The 15,234-nt window shown below is 74.7% G+C and carries 17 protein-coding genes; 14 read left to right on the forward strand and 3 right to left on the reverse strand.

From position 1 onward, the window contains the following. The first annotated feature begins 324 nt into the window (after positions 1-324). The 7 genes from folP to SLP03_RS17150 all read left to right on the forward strand — a co-directional run bounded on the left by folP (position 325) and on the right by SLP03_RS17150 (position 4,971). Complete coding sequence (gene folP / locus SLP03_RS17120) at positions 325-1,260, forward strand: dihydropteroate synthase (protein ID WP_319461594.1); 936 nt, start codon at positions 325-327, stop codon at positions 1,258-1,260. Beyond that, positions 1,257-1,616, forward strand: a complete 360-nt coding sequence (folB, locus tag SLP03_RS17125; protein ID WP_319461595.1) for a dihydroneopterin aldolase — start codon at positions 1,257-1,259, stop codon at positions 1,614-1,616. Before folP ends, folB begins: the two co-directional genes overlap by 4 nt. After that, positions 1,613-2,140, forward strand: coding sequence for a 2-amino-4-hydroxy-6-hydroxymethyldihydropteridine diphosphokinase (folK, locus tag SLP03_RS17130; protein WP_319461596.1), 528 nt, complete (start codon positions 1,613-1,615; stop codon positions 2,138-2,140). The genes folB and folK overlap by 4 nt, the downstream gene beginning before the upstream one ends. A 61-nt stretch (positions 2,141-2,201) precedes the next feature. Continuing rightward, positions 2,202-2,690 (forward strand): DUF3180 domain-containing protein, encoded by a 489-nt coding sequence (locus SLP03_RS17135; protein WP_413644540.1) that lies wholly within the window; start codon positions 2,202-2,204, stop codon positions 2,688-2,690. A 118-nt stretch (positions 2,691-2,808) separates the two neighbouring features. Next, the gene (locus SLP03_RS17140; RefSeq protein ID WP_319461598.1) at positions 2,809-4,029 is read left to right on the forward strand and encodes an ABC transporter permease; all 1,221 of its coding nucleotides are present in this window, start codon (positions 2,809-2,811) and stop codon (positions 4,027-4,029) included. 52 nt (positions 4,030-4,081) lie between these two features. Further along, positions 4,082-4,384 (forward strand): hypothetical protein, encoded by a 303-nt coding sequence (locus SLP03_RS17145; protein ID WP_319461599.1) that lies wholly within the window; start codon positions 4,082-4,084, stop codon positions 4,382-4,384. Between the two features lie 86 nt (positions 4,385-4,470). After that, positions 4,471-4,971 (forward strand): hypothetical protein, encoded by a 501-nt coding sequence (locus SLP03_RS17150; RefSeq protein ID WP_319461600.1) that lies wholly within the window; start codon positions 4,471-4,473, stop codon positions 4,969-4,971. 81 nt (positions 4,972-5,052) lie between these two features. Here SLP03_RS17150 and SLP03_RS17155 read toward each other — a convergent pair whose 3' ends face one another. After that, a complete protein-coding gene (locus SLP03_RS17155) occupies positions 5,053-6,054 on the reverse strand; it encodes an ABC transporter ATP-binding protein (protein WP_319461601.1) in 1,002 nt (333 codons plus the stop codon). 2 nt (positions 6,055-6,056) lie between these two features. Between SLP03_RS17155 and SLP03_RS17160 the strand changes: the two genes are divergently transcribed. The 4 genes from SLP03_RS17160 (at position 6,057) to SLP03_RS17175 (ending at position 10,474) form a co-directional block, all read left to right on the forward strand. Beyond that, positions 6,057-6,743 (forward strand): ABC transporter permease, encoded by a 687-nt coding sequence (locus tag SLP03_RS17160; RefSeq protein WP_319461602.1) that lies wholly within the window; start codon positions 6,057-6,059, stop codon positions 6,741-6,743. Then, positions 6,740-7,465 (forward strand): ABC transporter permease, encoded by a 726-nt coding sequence (locus tag SLP03_RS17165; protein ID WP_319461603.1) that lies wholly within the window; start codon positions 6,740-6,742, stop codon positions 7,463-7,465. Before SLP03_RS17160 ends, SLP03_RS17165 begins: the two co-directional genes overlap by 4 nt. A 188-nt stretch (positions 7,466-7,653) precedes the next feature. Next, positions 7,654-8,658, forward strand: a complete 1,005-nt coding sequence (locus SLP03_RS17170; protein ID WP_319461604.1) for a glycine betaine ABC transporter substrate-binding protein — start codon at positions 7,654-7,656, stop codon at positions 8,656-8,658. A gap of 136 nt (positions 8,659-8,794) precedes the next feature. Next, positions 8,795-10,474: a hypothetical protein gene (locus SLP03_RS17175; protein ID WP_319461605.1), complete on the forward strand. Its 1,680-nt coding sequence runs from the start codon at positions 8,795-8,797 to the stop codon at positions 10,472-10,474. A 12-nt stretch (positions 10,475-10,486) separates the two neighbouring features. Here SLP03_RS17175 and SLP03_RS17180 read toward each other — a convergent pair whose 3' ends face one another. Both SLP03_RS17180 and SLP03_RS17185 read right to left on the reverse strand, forming a co-directional pair. Beyond that, positions 10,487-11,653, reverse strand: coding sequence for an NADH-quinone oxidoreductase subunit D (locus tag SLP03_RS17180; RefSeq protein WP_319461606.1), 1,167 nt, complete (start codon positions 11,651-11,653; stop codon positions 10,487-10,489). Then, positions 11,650-12,693, reverse strand: a complete 1,044-nt coding sequence (locus tag SLP03_RS17185) for an SAM-dependent methyltransferase (protein WP_319461615.1) — start codon at positions 12,691-12,693, stop codon at positions 11,650-11,652. The genes SLP03_RS17180 and SLP03_RS17185 overlap by 4 nt, the downstream gene beginning before the upstream one ends. 231 nt (positions 12,694-12,924) lie before the next feature. On the opposite strand from SLP03_RS17185, the gene SLP03_RS17190 reads away from it, so the two are divergent. From SLP03_RS17190 to panD, 3 genes are read left to right on the forward strand one after another with little or no spacing between them, the layout of a single operon-like run. After that, entirely contained in the window at positions 12,925-13,902 is a 978-nt protein-coding gene (locus SLP03_RS17190) for a Rossmann-like and DUF2520 domain-containing protein (protein WP_319461607.1), read from the forward strand. Continuing rightward, positions 13,899-14,747, forward strand: coding sequence for a pantoate--beta-alanine ligase (panC, locus tag SLP03_RS17195; protein WP_319461608.1), 849 nt, complete (start codon positions 13,899-13,901; stop codon positions 14,745-14,747). The genes SLP03_RS17190 and panC overlap by 4 nt, the downstream gene beginning before the upstream one ends. Before the next feature lie 34 nt (positions 14,748-14,781). Continuing rightward, a complete protein-coding gene (gene panD / locus SLP03_RS17200) occupies positions 14,782-15,210 on the forward strand; it encodes an aspartate 1-decarboxylase (RefSeq protein WP_319461609.1) in 429 nt (142 codons plus the stop codon). Positions 15,211-15,234 lie beyond the last annotated feature (24 nt).

Genomic DNA, 15,234 nt, shown 5'->3' on the forward strand with positions numbered 1-15,234 from the left:
CGCGGTGGTGCAGTAGTCAAGCCTGGCGGGATTGGTGCTCAATGTGCGCAGCGTCGGCGACGCTGCGTCCGTTACTCGCCACGGAGGGTGGCGAGCTTTGGGGGATTTTCTCCCGCTTCGGCCCTCCCTCCAGGCTTCGCCTCTCGATGCTGGGCAATTCCAAAGCGTACGGCCCGGTCACCTTTGCGACAAGCCGCGAAGACTCGACCCGATACGACCCCGACGACCGATCGTGCACCTGTTCCAATTGGCATGTCAGGGGCGTCGTCGACGGTCCGGGGCCGGGCCGCCGGAGGCCCTGCTGGCGACCGGTACGGTCTAGTCGTGACCGATCTGGTGCGGGCGCAGGCCCCGGTGGTGATTGGCGTCCTCAACGTCACGCCCGACTCCTTCTCAGACGGCGGCAGGTACGCCGATCTCGACGCCGCCGTCGGACACGGAGTGCGACTGCGCGCGGCCGGCGCGGACCTTGTGGACGTGGGCGGAGAGTCGACCCGTCCCGGTGCCGACCGGGTCGACGCGGAGACCGAGACGGCCCGGGTGCTGCCGGTGATCCGGGAGCTCAGCGCGGCCGGCATCCCGGTCAGCATCGACACCAGCCGGGCCCGGGTCGCCGAGGCGGCCCTCGCCGCCGGCGCCGACGTGGTCAACGACGTCTCCGGCGGTCTCGCCGACCGGAACATGGCCCGGGTGGTCCGCGACGCCGGCTGCCCCTGGGTGCTCATGCACTGGCGGGGACACTCCCGCGGGATGCGCGACCTGGCCAGCTACACCGACGTGGTCGCCGACGTCCGGGCCGAGCTGGCCCAGCGGGTGGACGAGGCGCTCGCCGCCGGGGTGGCGGCAGACCGGATCATCGTCGACCCCGGGCTCGGCTTCGCCAAGACCGCCGCGCACAACTGGGAGCTCAGCGCCCGCCTGCCCGAGCTGCTCGAACTCGGTTTCCCGCTGCTCTTCGGGGCGAGCCGCAAGTCGTACCTGGGCCGGCTGCTGGCCAGCCCGGACGGGACGCCCCGCCCAACCGCGGAACGGGAGGCGGCCACCGTCGCCACCAGCCTGCTCGCCGTCGCCGCCGGCGCCTGGGGGGTACGCGTGCACGACGTCCGCGCCACCGCCGACGCGCTCGCCGTCTGGGCCGCCACCGGTCGCCCCCGCCTGGTCGCCGGAGCGGCCGTCCGGCCCGCCGGGAGTGGCGGAGAGCCGCCCGGCGACGAAGGAGGCCGGACGGCGGGTACGGCACGAGGAGAAGGAGCGCGATGACCGACCGGATCGAGCTGACCGGGCTGCGGGCGCGCGGCCGGCACGGCGTCTACGACTTCGAGCGCGCCCAGGGGCAGGAGTTCGTGGTCGACGCGGTGCTCGAACTCGACCTGGCCCCGGCGGCCCGCTCCGACGAGGTGACCGACACGGTGCACTACGGCGAGCTGGCCGAGCGGCTCGTCGCGGTGATCACCGGAGAGCCGGTCAACCTGATCGAGACCCTCGCCGACCGGCTGCTCGCGGTCTGCCTCGCCGAACCGCTGGTCGGCGCCGCCATGGTCACCGTGCACAAGCCCGAGGCCCCGATCCCGCACGCCTTCCGGGACGTGGCCGTCACGATGCGGCGTACCCGGTGACCCGGGCCGTGCTGTCGATCGGCAGCAACCTCGGCGACCGGCTGGGCCACCTGCGCTCGGCGGTGGGCGCCCTCGGCGACGCGGTGCTGGTGGTCTCCGGCGTGTACGAGACGCCACCGTGGGGGGATACCGACCAGCCCGCGTACCTGAACGCGGCGATGATGGTCGCGGACCCGGCGGCGACCCCCCGGGACTGGCTGGCCCGGGCCCGGGCCGCGGAGACCGCGGCCGGGCGGACCCGCGACCCGGAACGCCGGTTCGGGCCGCGCACCCTGGACGTCGACGTCATCGCGGTCTGGGACGACGCGGGCGAGCCGGTGCTCAGCGACGACCCGGAGCTGACCCTGCCGCACCCCCGCGCCCAGCTGCGGGCCTTCGTGCTCCGGCCGTGGATCGACATCGAGCCGCACGGGCGGCTGCCCGGGCACGGCTGGCTGACCGACCTGCTCAACGCCGAGCCGCTGGCCCGGGACGCCCTGGAACTGAGTCCCCGACCGGATCTGACGTTAGAGTCGGACACATGACCCACTGGAGCCGGACGGCATGAGCCAGGCACAGTCCCCGCGCGACCCCGACCGCTTCCGGATGGGTCCGACCCGGATCTCCACGCTGGCGGTGGCCGCCCTCGCCGCCGCCGCGGTGGCCTGGCTGCTGATCAGCAGCTTCTACTACCCCTCCGCGCCGAACCTGCCCTGGCTGCCGGTGGTCACGCTGGCCGGCCTCGCCGTGCTGGAGGCGTACGCCGCGGTCAACACCCGCGGCCGGATCGAGCGCAGGCCCGGCCGGGAGCCGGTCAACCCGCTGCTGGTCGCCCGGTTCGTGGTGCTGGCCAAGGCCTCCGCGCTGGCCGCGGCCATCTTCGCCGGCTTCTACGCGGGGCTGACCGGGTGGCTCTTCGTCGAGCGGACCAACGCCGCCGTCAGTGACCGACCCGCCGCGGGCGGCGGGCTGCTCGCGTCGCTCGCCCTGGTCGCCGCCGCGCTCTGGCTGGAGCGGGCCTGCCGGGTGCCGGAGCAGGAGGACGACGAGGACCGCGAGCCCGGCGACCGGGAGAGCCGCCCCGGCCAGCGTTGATCAGGGGCTTCCCCCCACCCCGGCCCGCAGGTACCGTCCCTGGCGACCGGTAGCAACGGCCGCCGCCGGTCCGTCCGCGCGTCGGACCGGTCGGCCGGCGATGTGGGAGGCGCGGTTGATGGTGTACGACGAAACGGGCCGGGATGCGCCGGCGGAGCCGTCGTCGGGCGTGCCCGCCGCCGTGCTGGAGCACGTCTTCGACGACCCCGTGGACGGCGAGCCCGGTCGGGACCGGATCGCCGTCCACGTGGTCTGGGAGTTCCTGCTGGTGGCCGGGCTGGCCGGGCTGACGTACCTGCTCTGGCATAGGAACGCGGGCGCGCTGCGCGGCGACGGCCTGAAGTCGTTGCTCGTCGACGTGGTCGCGCTCGGCCTGTTGGCCCTCGCCGCCGGCCTGAGCCTGCGCGCCGCCGCGGTGAACCTGGCGGTCGGCCCGGTCGCGGTGGCCGCCGCGCTGCACTTCGCCGAGCAGGGCGACCAGGGTCTGCGGGAGGCGCTCCTCCCGGCGGTGGCGGTGGCCGCCCTGGGCGGCGCGGTCCTGGCCCTGGCGGTGGTGGTGCTGCACGTGCCCGGCTGGGCGGCCAGCCTGGCAGGCGCGGCCGGGGTGATCGTGTACATCGAGCGGCGCACCGGCCCGATCGTGGTCCAGGGCACGTACGACCCCCGGGGCACCGCCGTCAACCTCTTCGCCGGCTTCGCCGCGGTGGCCGTCCTCGGCGGTCTGTTCGGCGCGGTCAAGGCGATCCGGCGGCTGGTCGGCCGGTTCCGACCGGTCGGCGACCCGGCCCGGCGGCGGGGCACCGTCGCCGCGCTGATCACCGCCCTGGCGCTGGTCGGCTCCACCGTGCTGGCCATGCTCGCCGGGGTGCTGATCGCGGCCAACGGGACCGGCCCGGTGGCGCCCACCTCCGGGCTGGACTGGTCGATCCTCGCCGTCGGCACGGCGATGCTCGCCGGCACCAGCGCGTACGGCCGGCGTGGCGGCATCCTCGGCACCCTCTTCGCGGTCAGCCTGGTCGTGGTCTTCCTCGCCTGGGCGCAGGCCCGCGGCTGGACGGTCAGCCGGTGGGCCGTCGGCGGGGTCACCCTCGCCGGCGGGCTGCTGGTCACCCGGCTGGTCGAGGCGCTCGGTCGACCGCGCTCGGTCACCGGCCAGGCGTTCGAGCAGGTACCGGCGGGGGACGGCACGATCAGCACGGGCTGGGCGCTGTCCCGGCCCGGCCCGGTCGACACCTGGCCGTCGGTGCTGCCCGTGCAGGCCGCCGAGACCACGGTCGACCCGTGGGAGGCGCCCCGCTGGGAGAGCGGCCCGCAGCGCTGGGACGCCGACGACCGCTGACCGGGCCGCGTCCGGTGCGCCGAGCCTGATCTCGCCGGTTAGGCTCGGCGGCATGACCGAATCTCCTGCCACCGGCGGCCGTACCTTCGACCAGCTCGACCAGCTCTCCACGGAGGAGCTGCGCGAGCGGGCGTTCGCCCTGGCCCGGGAGCGCCGCGACGTGGCCTTCTTCTGGTCGGTGCTGCGGCACCTGCCGAATGCGGACGAGGCCGCAGCGCTGGACGGCGCGCCCAACTCGGTCGGGCCGATCATCGACGAGGCCAACGCCCTCTGGCGGGAGCTGACCGGCCACGGTTACGAGGAGTCCGAGCCGTTGCTGCGGGCAGCCTTCATCGACTACCTGCTGAAGCACTGACTCCTCCGATGGCTGTCCGCCGACCCACGGCGGTCGCGCGTACGCGCAGGTCTGCCCGGCTGCGCAAGCCGGGAACTGACCGCACCATGGCCCTCACCAACCGCCCCCGGACCGTCAGCGGGTACGGCACCGCCGCGGGCACCGGCACCCTGGCCGTGCTGCTCCTGGTCGGGGTCGGCGGCAGTCCCGCGTACGTGGGATGGGTCCAGGGCCACACGGACCCGGACGGCGCGGGCGGCTGGTTCCTGCGGCTGCTGGCCTGGCCGGCCTGGCGGCTGCACTCCGACGACCCGGCGCAGGGGGTGTTCGCCACCGACCTGCGGGCCGTGCTGATGGTGATCCTGGCCGCGGTCCTCCTCTACCTGCTGCCCGCCTCGCAGGTGGCCCGGGTGCAGGGCTCGGTCAGCCAGTTCTTCTCCGGCTGGGCGGCGTACGCCCTGGCCGGCGGCTTCACCGGGCTGCTCGCCGCGTTGCTCGGGCCGGACGGCTCGCTGCTCGCGGCCTTCCAGGCGGCGAGCACCGGTGCCACGTACGGCCTCTTCGCCGGCTGGATCGTCGGCACCGCCAGCCTCGGCGGCCGCGCCTGACCGCCGCCCGCGCCAAACGCCGCCCGCGCCTGAGGTCGCCTGGCACCCGTCGCCGGCCGCCTGCCGGTGCGGCCTGGGGGGTCAGTCCGCCACGGCCCCCAGGCCCAGTACCCGCTGCCGGCTGAGCAGCCCGACCGGGCGCTCGTCCTCGGTCACCACGGCGTGCTCGGCGGCCGAGGTGAGCAGCACGCCCAACGCGTCGTACGCCGACCCGCCCAGCGGCACCGCGGGCAGCTCCGCCCCGCCCCCCGCCGGGAGCGGATCGAGTACCTCCCGGGTGATCGGGGTGACCGCCAGCCGGCGGATGCCCCGGTCGGCGCCGACGAACTCGCGGACGAACGGCGAGGCGGGCGAGCCGAGGATGGCGGCCGGGGTGTCGTACTGCTCCAGCCGCCCGCCCTGGGAGAGCACCGCGATCCGGTCGCCCAGCCGGACCGCCTCGTCCAGGTCGTGGGTGACCAGCACGATGGTCTTGCGGACCTCGGCCTGGAGCCGGAGGAACTCCTCCTGCAGCCGGGTCCGGACGATCGGGTCGACGGCGGAGAAGGGCTCGTCCATCAGCAGCACCACCGGGTCGGCCGCGAGGGCCCGCGCCACCCCGACGCGCTGCCGCTGACCGCCGGAGAGCTCGTGCGGGTAGCGGCGGCCGAACTGGGCCGGGTCGAGGCCGACCAGTTCCAGCAGCTCGTCGACCCGCCGGCGGGTCCGCTCCCGCGGCCAGCCGAGCAGGCCGGGCACGGTCGCCACGTTCGCGCTGACGGTCTGGTGTGGAAAGAGACCGACGTTCTGGATGACGTACCCGATGCGGCGGCGCAGCTTGACCGGGTCGACCCGGGTGACGTCGTCGTCGCCGAGCAGGATCCGGCCGCCGGTCGGCTCGATCAGCCGGTTGATCATCCGGAGCACGGTGGACTTGCCGCAGCCCGACGGACCGATCAGCACCGCCAGCTCGCCGGCCTTCACCTCCAGGCTCAGCTCCCGAACCGCCTCGGTCCCGTCCGGATAGCGCTTGCGGATCCCCTCCAGCGTGATGGAGGCAGCGCCGTGTCCGGCGTCGCCGGTGGTCCCCGGGGTAACGTCCACCTGTGTCCCTCCACCTGAGTTACCGGGCCGAGCCGGAGAACCCGTGGTTCTCCTGGCCGTACGTGCGGGACAACTCTGACACGATCCTCGCCGCGCTGCGCGAGCACGCCTCGCTGACCGCCCGAGCGGTGCTGATCGCCGCGGCGGTGGCGCTGCCGCTGGCGGTGGCGGCGTACTGGTTCCGGTCCCTCGCCGGGCCGATCCTGGCCCTCACCGGCGTGCTCTACACGATCCCCTCGCTGGCGCTGTTCGCCTTCCTCGCGCCCTATCTGGGCATCGGCGTGGTGACCGTGCTCAGCGTGGTGGTGCTCTACGCCCTGCTGGTGATCGTCCGCAACGCGGTGGCCGGGCTGAACCAGGTGCCCCCCGAGGTCCGCGAGGCCGCCGAGGGGATGGGGTACGGCCGCTGGGGCCGGCTGCTCCGGATCGAGCTGCCGCTGGCCCTGCCCGGCATCCTCACCGGGCTGCGGCTGGCCACCGTCTCGACGGTGGCGCTGGTCACAGTCGGGGTGGTCGTCGGTCGCGGAGGGCTGGGGCAACTGATCTTCGCCGGCTTCCAGAACAACTTCTACAAGGCCCAGATCATGACCGGCACGCTTCTCTGCGTCCTGCTCGCGCTGGTGCTGGACCTGGTCCTGGCCGGGGTGGGCCGGCTGCTCACCCCGTGGCTGCGGCGGCGCGTCTCATGAACGCGATCGAACAGGCCGTGCGCTGGCTGAACGACCCGCTGAACTGGACGAACCCGGGCGGCGTCCTGGACCGGCTCGGCGAGCACCTCAGCATGTCCGCCGCGGCGGTGCTGCTGGGCTGCCTGGTGGCCTGGCCGATCGGGCTCTGGCTCGGGCACACCGGCCGGGGCGGCGGCGGGGTGCTGTTGATCTCCAACGTCACCCTGGCGATCCCGACCCTGGCCCTGCTGACCATCCTGCCGCTGACCTTCCTCGGCTTCGGCCGGCCGTCGGTGGTGGTCGCGCTGGCCGTGTTCGCGGTGCCACCGCTGCTGGCGAACGCGTACACCGGGGTGCGGCAGGCCGACCCGGAGGCCCGGGACGCGGCGCGCGGGATGGGACTCTCCGGCGGGCAGTTGCTGCGCCGGGTGGAGCTGCCGCTCGCCGTGCCGTACCTGGCCGCCGGTTTCCGTACCGCCGCCGTGCAGGTGGTCGCCACCGCGGCGCTGGCCTCCTTCGTCAACGGCGGCGGGCTGGGCCAGATCATCCGGGCCGGCTTCGGGCTCGACATCGCGGCCGGTGGTGGCCAGATCGTCGCCGGGGGCGTGCTGGTGGCCGGGCTCGCCGTGCTGGTCGAGCTGCTCCTCGCGCTGGTCGAGCGGGTGGTCACCCCCCGACCGCTGCGCCGCGCCCGCCCCGGGGCGGACCGTCGGGCGGCGGCCGCCGTCGCCGGTGGCGACTGACCCGCCGGTACGCTAGAGGGCCCGCGCCGGACGCGACGGTGACGATCCGGTGACGAAGGTCGCCACATGTTGTCGGTGCCTCCGGGGAATATGTTGGGTGGAAGTTGCGGGCGTTCAGTTGACCGATCGCCCGTCGGACACGCGGCCGGCCCGAGGGGGCCGCGCCGGGACACGGAAGGCGGGCTTTGATGCGCGCACGTACAAGGCTGGCCATCGGGGCGGTCGGCGCCCTGGCTGCGGCCGGGCTCCTCACCGGGTGCGGCAAGGGCGGTTCGTCCGGCACCGAAGCGCCCGACAAGGGCGCCTCCGGGGCCGGTTGCGCCCCGGTCAAGGGTGACCAGTTGGTCGTCCTCACCGACGACAAGAAGCTCCAGAACAGCGACAACGTCCTCCCGGCGATCAACGCGAAGGCGGCCAGCCCGCAGCTCGTCGCCGCGTTGGACAAGGTCTCCGAGAAGCTGGACACGCCGAAGCTGATCGAGCTGAACAAGTCCGTCGACGTCGAGCGCAAGACCCCGCAGGTCGCGGCGAAGGAGTTCGCCGACTCCAACGACCTGACCGAGGGCATCCAGCAGGGTCCGGGCGGCCAGGTCACGGTCGGCGCGGGCAACTTCAGCGAGAGCCAGACCATCGCCGAGCTCTACAAGATCGCGCTCACCGCGGCCGGTTACCAGGTCAAGGTGCAGACGATCGGCAACCGGGAGCTCTACGAGCCCGCCCTGGCCAAGGGCGAGATCCAGGTCGTCCCGGAGTACGCGGCGACGATGGCGGAGTTCCTCAACACCAAGGCCAACGGCAAGGACGCCCCGCCGGTTTCCGCGCCCGACCTGGACAAGACGGTCAGCGCGCTGAAGGCGGAGGGCGACAAGGCTGGAATCACCTTCGGCAAGCCGTCCGCCGCGCAGGACCAGAACGCCTTCGCCGTCACCAAGGCCTTCGCCGACAAGTACAAGGTGGCCACGCTCTCCGAGCTGGCGAGCAAGTGCTCCGGCCAGGCCACCGTGCTGGCCGGCCCGCCGGAGTGCCCGCAGCGGCCGAAGTGCCAGGCCGGCCTGGTCGAGGTCTACGACTTCAAGGCCGGCTCGTTCAGCTCGCTGGACGCCGGCGGCCCGCAGACCAAGAGCGCGCTGAAGAGCGGCCAGGCGAGTGCGGGTCTGGTCTTCTCGTCGGACGGGGCGCTCGCCGCCAGCTGACCCCACCGGTCGCCGACGGGTCCCGAGTGGCCCGTCGGCGGCCGCCCGCGGTCGGCGTCGAGGGTGCGGCCTCCCGGCGACATCGGTGCGTTCGGCCCGTTCCCAGCCGCGGGAACACTCGGTACTCTGCACAGCCATGCCCGCCCCGGTTGCGCCCGCCGAGAAGCGCCCGTCCTCGCTGCTGACCGTCCTGTTCTGGATCGGTGTGGCGCTCGCGCCCATTGCGGCGCTGATCCTCCTCGTGGCCGACGGCAACGGCCCGCTGCGCGTCGGCGCCGTGCTGGCCATCCTGGCCGTCGTGCTGATCGGCCTCTCCATCGCGCTGCGCGCCGACGGCGGCGCGGCGGCGGGCTCCGAGCAGTTGCTCGACGAGATCGAGCAGCTGCGCCGGGAGTTGCGCGGCGAGATCGTGGCCGCCGCGCAGCGTGGCAACCAGGCGCTCGACCAGGCCCAGCGCGCCCAGGAGTCGGTCACCGCGATGCGTCGCCGGTTGGACGCCGCGGCCGCCGGCATCGCCGCCGCCGCGGGCATCACCGCCCCGGCCTCTGACGAGCAGGTCGGTGGCCGCGCCCGGGTGCCGGTCGCCGAGGCGTACGACGACGCACCGGGCCGGGGCCGCCCCGCCGCTCCGGACGAGGCCCCGACGGGCTGGGGACAGCCCGCCGGTGACCGCCGGAACGAGGAGGAGGCGTCCCGTCGCCCCCAGCCCGCCGGCCGGTACGCCGCCGAGCGCCCCGCCGGCTACGCCGCCGACCGCCCCCAGGCCGTCGTGTACGGCGCGCCGCGCGCCGCCGAGCCGGACGCCCGCCCGGAACCCGCCTCGCGTCAGGTCGGGGTGGTGCGCCACACCGAGACCGTGCACGTCACCACCCGGCACACCATCGTGGACGGCGCCGATCCGGCGGCCGGCAACCGCTACGGCGGCGGGTACGCCGGCCGGTGGTCCCCGGCCCCGGAGGAACGGGCCCGGGTCGGTACGGAGCCGGCGGAGCGCTCGTGGGCCGGTCACCGCGAGCCTGAGGAGGACCGGGGCTGGTCGGGCGACGACCGGTCCTGGCCCGCCCAGGCCGGTGCCGGCCACGATCGGGCCTGGCCCGGGCAGGAAGTGCCCCGGGACGATCGTGCCTGGCCCGGGCAGGAAGCGCCCCGGGACGATCATGCCTGGTCGGGACAGGGAGCGCCTCGCGACGACCGGGGCTGGCCGGCCGGTCCGGGCGGGCCGCGCGACGACCGGTCGTGGACCGGTCCGGGCGGCTCGGGTGACGACCGGTCCTGGGCGGACCCGGGCGACCCGTACGCCGCTCCGGACGCCCGCGGCTGGGGCTCGTCCGAGCGGCCCGGCCGGGCCGCCGCTCCGGCGTCGGACGACCCGGACGGCGACTACTGGTCGGAGCTGCGCGCCGGGGACCGCTGGGCCTCGGTCCGCGACGACGAGCACGGCCGCGAGGTGCGGGTCGGTGAGCGGCGCGCGGCGGTGCACGCCGCCGGCGGCGGCACCGAGTACCGGGTCGAGGACCGCTGGGCGTCGGTACGCCGTGGCGAGCCCCGCCGGGACCAGGATCGGGACGCCGAGCCCGGTCGGGGTGGCGGGTGGGCCGAGGAGAGCCACCCGGCGCTCCCGGCCGGCGGGGTGCCCGTACCCGATGAGTGGCGTCCCCCGACGCAGCGCACCGCGCAGTCCGCGGGCGAGTGGCGGGCGGCCGAGCCCGAGCCGGCCCGGCACGGCCGGCCGCGTGGCGAGGAGGGGTACGGCTACCCGCCGCAGGACCACGTGCCCCGCGCCGGCGCGGCTCGTTCCGCGGACCGCTGGCGCTGACCGCGCCGGCGGCTACTTGTCGATGTCGCCGACCACGAAGAACATCGAGCCGAGGATGGCGATCAGGTCCGGCACCAGGCAGCCGGGGAGCAGCGTGGCGAGCGCCTGCACGTTGGCGTACGAGGCGGTGCGCAGCTTGAGCCGCCACGGGGTCTTCTCGCCCCGGGACACCAGGTAGTAGCCGTTGATGCCGAGCGGGTTCTCGGTCCAGGCGTAGGTGTGCCCCTCGGGCGCCTTGACCACCTTGGGCAGCCGGGTGTTCACCGGCCCGGTGAGCCGGTCCACCCGGTCCAGGCACTGCTCGGCGAGGTCGAGGGAGACGTACACCTGGTCGAGCAGCACCTCGAAGCGGGCGTGGCAGTCCCCGGCGGTCTTGGTGACCACGGGCACGTCGAGCTGGTCGTACGCCAGGTACGGCTCGTCGCGGCGTAGGTCCAGGTCGAGGCCGGAGGCCCGGGCGACCGGCCCGGACGCGCCGAACGCGGCGGCGTCGGCGGCCGACAGCACCCCCACCCCGACGGTACGGGCCAGGAAGATCTCGTTGCGCCGGATGAGGTGGTCCAGATCCGGCAGCCGGCGGCGCACCTCGCCGATCGCGGCGCGGGCCCGCCCGGTCCAGCCGGCCGGCACCTCCTCCTTGAGGCCGCCGACCCGGTTGAACATGTAGTGGATCCGGCCCCCGGAGACCTCCTCCATCACCGCCTGGATCGTCTCCCGCTCGCGGAACGCGTAGAAGACGGGGGTGATCGCGCCGATCTCCAGCGGGTACGAGCCGAGGAACATCAGGTGGTTGAGCACCCGGTTCAGCTCGGCGAGCGCCATCCGCAGCCAGACCGCCCGCTCCGGCACCTCCATGCCCATCAGCCGTTCGACGGCGAGCACCACGCCCAGCTCGTTGGAGAAGGCGGAGAGCCAGTCGTGCCGGTTGGCCAGCACGATGATCTGCCGGTAGTCGCGCACCTCGAAGAGCTTCTCCGCGCCCCGGTGCATGTAGCCGACGATCGGGTCGGCGGAGACCACCCGCTCGCCGTCGAGCACCAGCTTCAGCCGGAGCACGCCGTGCGTGGACGGGTGCTGCGGGCCGATGTTGAGCACCATGTCGGTGCCGAGCTGCTCGCCGCCCGCGCCGGTGCCGACGGTCAGTTCGCGGAGGTCGGCGTCCGTGGTCATGCCCGTCATCGTGCCATGAAGGGATTGAGGGCGACGCCGACCGGTTGCAGCAGCCACCAGTGCCCGCCCAGCCCGGCCGGGTCGGTCAGCTCGGCCGCCGTCGAGGCGGCGGCGAGCGCCCGCACGTAGCCCGCCGGGTCGCTGGCGGCCAGGCTGAGCGGTGGTCGCCCGCCGTCGGCCCCGAGCGCCCGCAGCCCCTCGCGCTGCGAGACCAGGTGGTACGAGCACCAGGCGACCCGCGCGCCGGCGGAGGCGACCGAGTCGACGGCGACGTGCGCGGTCACGTCACCCGACCCGTCCGGCACCGGCGGTACCTGCCGCCCGCCCCGGTACCCGGTCAACGTCCCGTCGACCGGGCGGTCCGTCCGCGTGTGCCCGTAGTCCACGGCCAACGCCAGCCCCCGGTCGATCTTCCCGACCGCGTCGGCCCAGGCCTCGTCCCTCGTCCGGCCGATCTCGGCTCTCAGGTCCGAGTCGGCCGGCGTGGTCGGCCACCACCGGTCCAGCCACTCCCCGTCAAGCGGGCTGACCGGGTCACCCACCGACTCCTCCCCGGTCGCGGGGTCGACCAGGAGGTAGCGCCAGCCATCGTCGGACTGTACGGCCACGTCGAGCGGGACGTTGTCCAGCCACTCGGTGGCCAGCAGCAGGCCGGTGATCCCGTCCGGGATCTCGTCCACCCAGTTGATCTCCCTGGGCAGGTCCTCGGGTCTGGCGGCCCGCTCGACGGCGGTGAGCCGCAGCCGCCGGGCGAGCGGCGGACGGACGGCCTGCCGGCCGGAGGGTGACGGCCGGGCGGCGGCCGGGGAGGTCCCCACCGCGGGCCCGGCGGCCAGCGCCAGCAGCCCGTGGAGCAGTTCACCCTGCCCCGCCCCCACGTCGACCACGTCGAGCCGAGCAGGGTGGCCGAGGTCGGCGTCGACCTGGGAGATGAGGCGGAACAGGGCGGCGGCGAGAACCGGGGAGGCGTGCGCGCTGGTCCGGAAGTGGGCGGCCGGACCGGCCCCGGCGACGAAGAATCCGCCGGGGCCGTAGAGCGCCCGGTCCATCGCCACCCGCCAGGGCAGCCGGTCCTCGGAGGTCACCCGCCGACCGTACGGGCTGCCGCCCGGGATGGCGGCGCGGGTCGCGGACCAGCCGGTTCCGGCGGGTCGTACCGTGCCCGGAATTCCGCCTTCCACACGCCCGGTGAAGGTTTTCACACATGCTTGTTTTCGTTCCGTAACCCGGGCGCATACTTGCGATCGACCGGTACCCCTCTCAGGACTGGATCGATTGCCATGAGCGCACCGCTGCGCCCGCGTCCGGCCGCCCCGCACGGGCCCGCCGTACCGTCGGGCGGCGCCTCTGCCGGCGCCCCGCTGGTCTTTCCCCGTACCCTCACCGTCGGCGTGATCGGCGCCGGCCGGGTGGGCGCCGTGCTCGGCGCGGCCCTCGCCGCCGCCGGGCACCGGGTGGTCGCCGCCTCCGGCATCTCCGGCGCCGTGAAGGCCCGGATGGCGCTGCTGCTCCCGGAGACTCCGAACCGTTCCGCGACGTCGGTCGCCGGCGCCGCCACCGACCTGTTGATCGTGGCGGTACCCGACGACGCCCTGGCGGGCGTGGTCGCCGGCCTGGCCGAGACCGGGGCGCTGCACCCCGGCCAGGTCGTCGCGCACACCTCCGGCGCGCACGGGCTGGCCGTCCTCGCCCCGGCCGCCGCCGCGGGCGCCCGGCCGCTGGCCCTGCACCCAGCGATGACCTTCACCGGTACGCCGGACGACCTGACCCGCCTCGCCGGCATCTCGTACGGGGTGACCGCCCCCGCGGAGCTGCGCCCGTTCGCCGCCCGGCTGGTGGCGGACCTGGGCGGCGTGCCGGAGTGGGTGGGCGAGGCGGACCGGCCGCTGTACCACGCGGCCCTGGCGCACGGCGCGAACCACCTGGTGACCCTGGTCAACGAGGCGGTCGACCGGCTGCGCGACGCCGGGGTGGACCGGCCGGAGAAGGTGCTCGCCCCGCTGCTGCGGGCGGCGCTGGAGAATGCGCTGCGGCTCGGCGACGACGCGCTGACCGGCCCGGTGTCCCGGGGCGACGCGGGCACCGTACGCCGGCACCTGGAACGGCTGGCGGCGACCGCGCCGGAATCCGTGGCGCCGTACCTGGCGTTGGCAAGACGGACCGCGGACCGCGCCATCGCGGCCGGCCGGCTGCGGCCGGCGGACGCCGAGTCGCTGCTGGACGTGCTGAGCGGGATCTACCGGGAGGTGGCGGCGTGAGCGTGCTGGTGCACACGCGCAAGGAGTTGGCGGCGGCCCGGGACGGGCTGACCGGCACTGTCGGCGTGGTGATGACCATGGGCGCCCTGCACGCCGGGCACGAGACCCTGATCCGGGCCGCCCGGGAGTGGGCCGACCACGTCATCGTCACGATCTTCGTGAACCCGCTCCAGTTCGGCCCGAACGAGGATTTCGACCGGTACCCGCGCACCCTCGACACGGACCTGGAGGTCTGCCGGCGAGCCGGCGCGGACGTGGTCTTCGCCCCCTCGGTGGCCGACATGTACCCGGACGGTGAGCCGAAGGTGCGGCTCAACCCGGGCCCGCTCGGCGAGGACCTGGAGGGGCTGAGCCGGCCCGGCTTCTTCCACGGGGTGCTCACCGTGGTCATGAAGCTGCTCCAGCTCACCCGCCCCGACCTGGCCTTCTTCGGCGAGAAGGACTACCAGCAGCTCACCCTGGTCCGGCGGATGGCCCGGGATCTGGACATGCCGGTCGAGGTGGTCGGCGTGCCGACCGTGCGGGAGCCGGACGGGCTGGCGTTGTCCAGCCGCAATCGCTACCTCTCCCCGGCGGAGCGTGAGGTCGCGCTGGGCCTCTCCGCCGCGCTGCGGGCCGGTGTCGTGGCCGCCGAGGAGGGCGGGGACGCCGGCACGGTGCTGGCCGCCGCCCACCGGGCCTTCGACTCCGGTACGCCCGGCGCCCGCCTCGACTACCTGGTGCTCACCGACGCCGACCTGGAGCCGGGCCCGGTGTCCGGTCCGGCGCGGCTGCTGATCGCGGCCTGGGTGGGCAGCACCCGGCTGATCGACAACGCGGCGATCCCGCTCGCCCCCCGCTCCTGAACACCCACCTCCACACCCGCTGAAAGGCACCCCGATGTTCCGGACCATGCTCAAGTCGAAGATCCACCGCGCCACGGTGACCCAGGCCGACCTGCACTACGTCGGCTCGGTGACCGTGGACGAGGATCTGCTCGACGCGGCCGACCTGATCCCCGGGGAGCAGGTGGCGATCGTGGACGTCACCAACGGGGCCCGGCTGGAGACGTACGTCATCCCGGGTCAGCGGGGCAGCGGCGTGATCGGCATCAACGGGGCGGCCGCGCACCTGGTGCACCCCGGTGACCTGGTCATTCTCATCTCGTACGGCCAGCTGGACGACGCCGAGGCCCGCGCGTACCGCCCCCGTGTGGTCCACGTCGACGCCACCAACAAGATCGTCGACCTGACGACCGACCCCACCACCGCCGCCCCCGGCACCGCCGGCAACCCCACCCCCCACCCCCGCGCCGCCACCCCCTCCTGACCCACGCACCCCCCCACCCCACCC

This window comes from Micromonospora sp. RTP1Z1 (genome assembly GCF_033804685.1).
Taxonomy (GTDB): domain Bacteria; phylum Actinomycetota; class Actinomycetes; order Mycobacteriales; family Micromonosporaceae; genus Micromonospora.

Excerpts from the sequence above, each read along its gene's own strand:
- panD (WP_319461609.1), top strand. The coding sequence starts at position 14,782 with ATGTTCCGGACCATGCTCAAGTCGAAGATCCACCGCGCCACGGTGACC.
- SLP03_RS17165 (WP_319461603.1), top strand. The coding sequence starts at position 6,740 with ATGAACGCGATCGAACAGGCCGTGCGCTGGCTGAACGACCCGCTGAAC.
- SLP03_RS17140 (WP_319461598.1), top strand. The coding sequence starts at position 2,809 with ATGGTGTACGACGAAACGGGCCGGGATGCGCCGGCGGAGCCGTCGTCG.
- SLP03_RS17175 (WP_319461605.1), top strand. The coding sequence starts at position 8,795 with ATGCCCGCCCCGGTTGCGCCCGCCGAGAAGCGCCCGTCCTCGCTGCTG.
- folB (WP_319461595.1), top strand. The coding sequence starts at position 1,257 with ATGACCGACCGGATCGAGCTGACCGGGCTGCGGGCGCGCGGCCGGCAC.
- SLP03_RS17180 (WP_319461606.1), bottom strand. The coding sequence starts at position 11,653 with ATGACGGGCATGACCACGGACGCCGACCTCCGCGAACTGACCGTCGGC.
- SLP03_RS17190 (WP_319461607.1), top strand. The coding sequence starts at position 12,925 with ATGAGCGCACCGCTGCGCCCGCGTCCGGCCGCCCCGCACGGGCCCGCC.
- SLP03_RS17150 (WP_319461600.1), top strand. The coding sequence starts at position 4,471 with ATGGCCCTCACCAACCGCCCCCGGACCGTCAGCGGGTACGGCACCGCC.
- SLP03_RS17170 (WP_319461604.1), top strand. The coding sequence starts at position 7,654 with ATGCGCGCACGTACAAGGCTGGCCATCGGGGCGGTCGGCGCCCTGGCT.
- SLP03_RS17185 (WP_319461615.1), bottom strand. The coding sequence starts at position 12,693 with ATGGACCGGGCGCTCTACGGCCCCGGCGGATTCTTCGTCGCCGGGGCC.
- SLP03_RS17145 (WP_319461599.1), top strand. The coding sequence starts at position 4,082 with ATGACCGAATCTCCTGCCACCGGCGGCCGTACCTTCGACCAGCTCGAC.
- SLP03_RS17135 (WP_413644540.1), top strand. The coding sequence starts at position 2,202 with ATGGGTCCGACCCGGATCTCCACGCTGGCGGTGGCCGCCCTCGCCGCC.